The organism is Christensenella sp. (genome assembly GCF_034927525.1).
Classification (GTDB): Bacteria; Bacillota; Clostridia; order Christensenellales; family Christensenellaceae; genus Christensenella.
In genome coordinates this window covers 1-3,346 of record NZ_JAYFPU010000128.1, presented here as the reverse complement: position 1 = coordinate 3,346, position 3,346 = coordinate 1, and the positions used below count along the sequence as shown (strand labels likewise).

At 52.6% G+C, this 3,346-nt stretch carries 3 protein-coding genes; 2 read left to right on the top strand and 1 reads right to left on the bottom strand.

The window, feature by feature from the left end; genetic code table 11:
- Positions 1-734, top strand: a 734-nt coding sequence (locus tag VB081_RS05235) for an ABC transporter ATP-binding protein (RefSeq protein WP_323399784.1), incomplete at its 5' end; no start/stop codon positions are given.
- Complete coding sequence (locus VB081_RS05230; protein ID WP_323399783.1) at positions 727-2,604, top strand: ABC transporter ATP-binding protein; 1,878 nt, start codon at positions 727-729, stop codon at positions 2,602-2,604. The genes VB081_RS05235 and VB081_RS05230, both read left to right, overlap by 8 nt.
- Positions 2,605-2,657: 53 nt before the next feature.
- Here the strand turns inward: VB081_RS05230 and VB081_RS05225 are convergent, their stop codons facing one another.
- Complete coding sequence (locus VB081_RS05225; protein WP_323399782.1) at positions 2,658-3,107, bottom strand: aminoacyl-tRNA deacylase; 450 nt, start codon at positions 3,105-3,107, stop codon at positions 2,658-2,660.
- Positions 3,108-3,346: the final 239 nt, after the last annotated feature.

Sequence of the window (3,346 nt, the reverse complement as noted above, 5' to 3'; positions counted from 1 at the left end):
TCAAAAACGTGAACTTTGCCTATCCGGGCGCAGACGCAAATGTGCTGACAGACATCAATTTTGTCGCAAGGCCGGGCGAGACGACCGCGTTCATTGGTTCTACCGGATCGGGCAAATCTACTGTAGCAAACCTGATCCCGCGCTTTTATGACGTGACAAGCGGCAGCGTAACGATCGACGGTGTGGACGTACGCGACGTAACGCGTCACGATCTGCGCGACCAGCTCGGCTATGTGCCGCAAAAGTCGGTGCTGTTCTCAGGCACGGTCGCTTCCAACTTAAGGCTGGGCGACGAAGGTGCGACGGACGAACAGCTTGAAAAAGCGGCGGAAGAGGCGCAGGCGATGGAGTTTATCAGAAAAGGGCCGAACGGGTTTGATGGCGGCATCTCGCAAGGCGGCGCAAACGTTTCGGGCGGACAGAAGCAGCGGCTCTCTATTGCGCGCGCACTGGTCAAAGACCCAAACATCTATATCTTTGACGATAGCTTCTCGGCGCTCGACTTCAAGACAGACGCAACGCTCCGGGGCGCGATCAAAGATAAGACCAAAGATAAGACGGTGCTTATCATTGCGCAGCGCGTAGGAACGATCATGGATGCGCAGCAGATCATCGTTTTAGACGAAGGGCGCATCGTGGGCAAAGGAACGCACAAGGAACTAATGCAGACCTGCGAAGAGTATCGCGAGATCGCGTTGTCACAGCTTTCGGAGGAGGAACTGACAAATGAGTGAACATACAAAAAAGCGGCCTCCGGTAGGAGGCAAGAAACAACAAATGGGCGGCGGCCCTCCCGGCGTACCGATGATGGGCGCCAAGGCAAAGGATTTTAAAGGCTCGATGGGCCGCCTGCTGAAATATATCGGCAAATACAAAGCGGCGGTGGTGGTCGTATTCATCTTCGCGATCGCGTCCACGATCTTTTCGATCATCGGCCCCAAGCTGATGGGTAACGCAACGACGGTATTGTTTAACGGCGTAATGGGGCAGATCAGCGGCAGCGGGGAAGGGATCGACTTTACACAGATTGGCCAGATACTGATCATGTTGATCGTGCTGTACGGGATATCGGCGCTTTTCAGCTACATTCAGGGTTTCATCATGACGGGCGTTTCCATGAAGGTGACCTACCGTTTGCGTAAGGACATCAGCGAAAAGATGAACACGCTCCCACTTTCGTATTTCGACAAAAACAGCCATGGCGACGTGCTGTCGCGCGTGACAAACGACGTGGATACGATCAACCAGACGCTAAACCAGAGCTTGTCGCAGATCATCACATCGGTGACGATGGTGATCGGCGTGATCGTCATGATGCTGACGATCAGCTGGCTGATGACGGTGGTGGTGGTGTGCATCATCCCCATCGCGTTGGTGCTCATCTTCCAGGTGGTCAAGCGCTCGCAGAAGTTCTTCAAACAGCAGCAGGAATACCTGGGTACGGTCAACGGGCACGTGGAAGAAATGTACGCGGGACACAACGTGATCTCTGCCTATAACGGCGAAGAGGAAAGCATCGCGGTGTTCAACGAAGAAAACGGCAAGTTGTATAACGCGGCGTGGAAGGCAAACTTTATGTCCGGCATGATGCAGCCCATCATGGGCTTTATCGGCAACCTCGGTTATGTGGCGGTGTGCGTGCTGGGCGGATACTTGGCGGCGAACGGTACCATCACGGTCGGTAACATCCAGTCGTTCGTGCAATACGTGCGCAGCTTCACGATGCCCCTGTCGCAGCTTGCGAATATCTCCAACATTTTGCAGCAGACGGCGGCAGCGGCGGAACGCGTGTTTGAGTTCATCAATGAAAAAGAGGAAACGCCGGATACGGAGAATCCGATCAAGCTCGATGATGTAGAAGGAAACGTTACGTTTGAAAACGTGCATTTCGGCTATACGCCGGAAAAGATCATCATCAACGATTTTTCCGCACAGGTGAAGCCGGGGCAGAAGATCGCGATCGTAGGGCCTACGGGCGCCGGAAAAACGACGATGATCAAGCTGCTGATGCGCTTTTACGATTTGAACGGCGGTAGGATATTGATCGACGGGCACGACGCAATGGACTTTACGCGTGCAGACCTGCGCCGGCACTTTGGAATGGTGCTGCAGGATACGTGGCTGTATAACGACACGATCATGGAAAACATCCGCTATGGGCGTATGGACGCGACGGACGAAGAAGTGATCGCCGCGGCGAAGGCCGCGCACGCGGATCACTTTATCAAGGCACTGCCGCACGGCTATGAGATGGTGCTCAATGAGGACGCTTCCAATATCTCGCAGGGGCAAAAGCAGCTGCTGACCATTGCCCGCGCGATTTTGGCAGACCCGGACATGCTGATACTCGACGAAGCGACAAGCTCTGTCGATACGCGTACCGAGGCGCTGATACAAAGGGCGATGGATGCGTTGATGGAGGGCAGGACAAGCTTTGTGATCGCGCACCGGCTGTCGACGATCAAGGACGCAGACCTCATCTTAGTGATGAAGGACGGCGACATCGTGGAGCAGGGCACGCACGAAGAGCTGCTTAGGCAAAGCGGTTTTTATGCCGACCTGTACAACAGCCAGTTTGCCGCTCCGGTGATCGCTGCTTCGTAACAAGATTTAAGGACAACAAAAAAGCCGCCATGCGTTTGTGCAGGCGGCTTTTGTTATTCTACAAAACCGAGCATGCGGTTTAAGCGGATCACGTCCTCGGGCTTGATCTTTAGTGTGTGGAGCTCGTCGCCCGTGCCGCCGTAGATGTAATCGTGGATGGTGAGGCTCTTGTCAAACAGGCAGGGCAGGTTGTGTCCGATGAGCGGGATATTGCCTGTTTTATAACCCGTGGCCTGTGCGACGACCTTGGGGTTCGCCAATTGCAGGGTATGATAATGGTGCTCTGCCGCCAATACTTTCAGGTTGACCTGACCGCGCTGGGCGTTCATGATGAGCACAGCGAGGCTCTGGTCGGCCTGTACGACAAACACGGGCGCGCATTCTTCAAGCGGGAAATGTTTTCCGGCGTCCTCTATGGTGATAATCGGCTCGTCATGAGAAATGATCTCGAAATCAGCCTTGTTCTCCGTCAAAAATTCTTTTAATTGCTCCAATGAAAACACGTTTTGTCCTCCTGTTACGCCGCCCTGCGGAACAGATGCAAAAAATCATGCTTTCCACAGGATTTGGTTTCATTTCTTATATTTTATCACAAAATGTAGTAGTTTGAAAAGGAATTCCATTGGATTTCATTGTCCGGTTGACGCAAATTATTCTTTGTTGTACAATAAAAATACAGAAAACAAAAGCAAAAAACCAAATATTATTTCCTAAAAACAACAAAACTCCATAGAAACAAAAA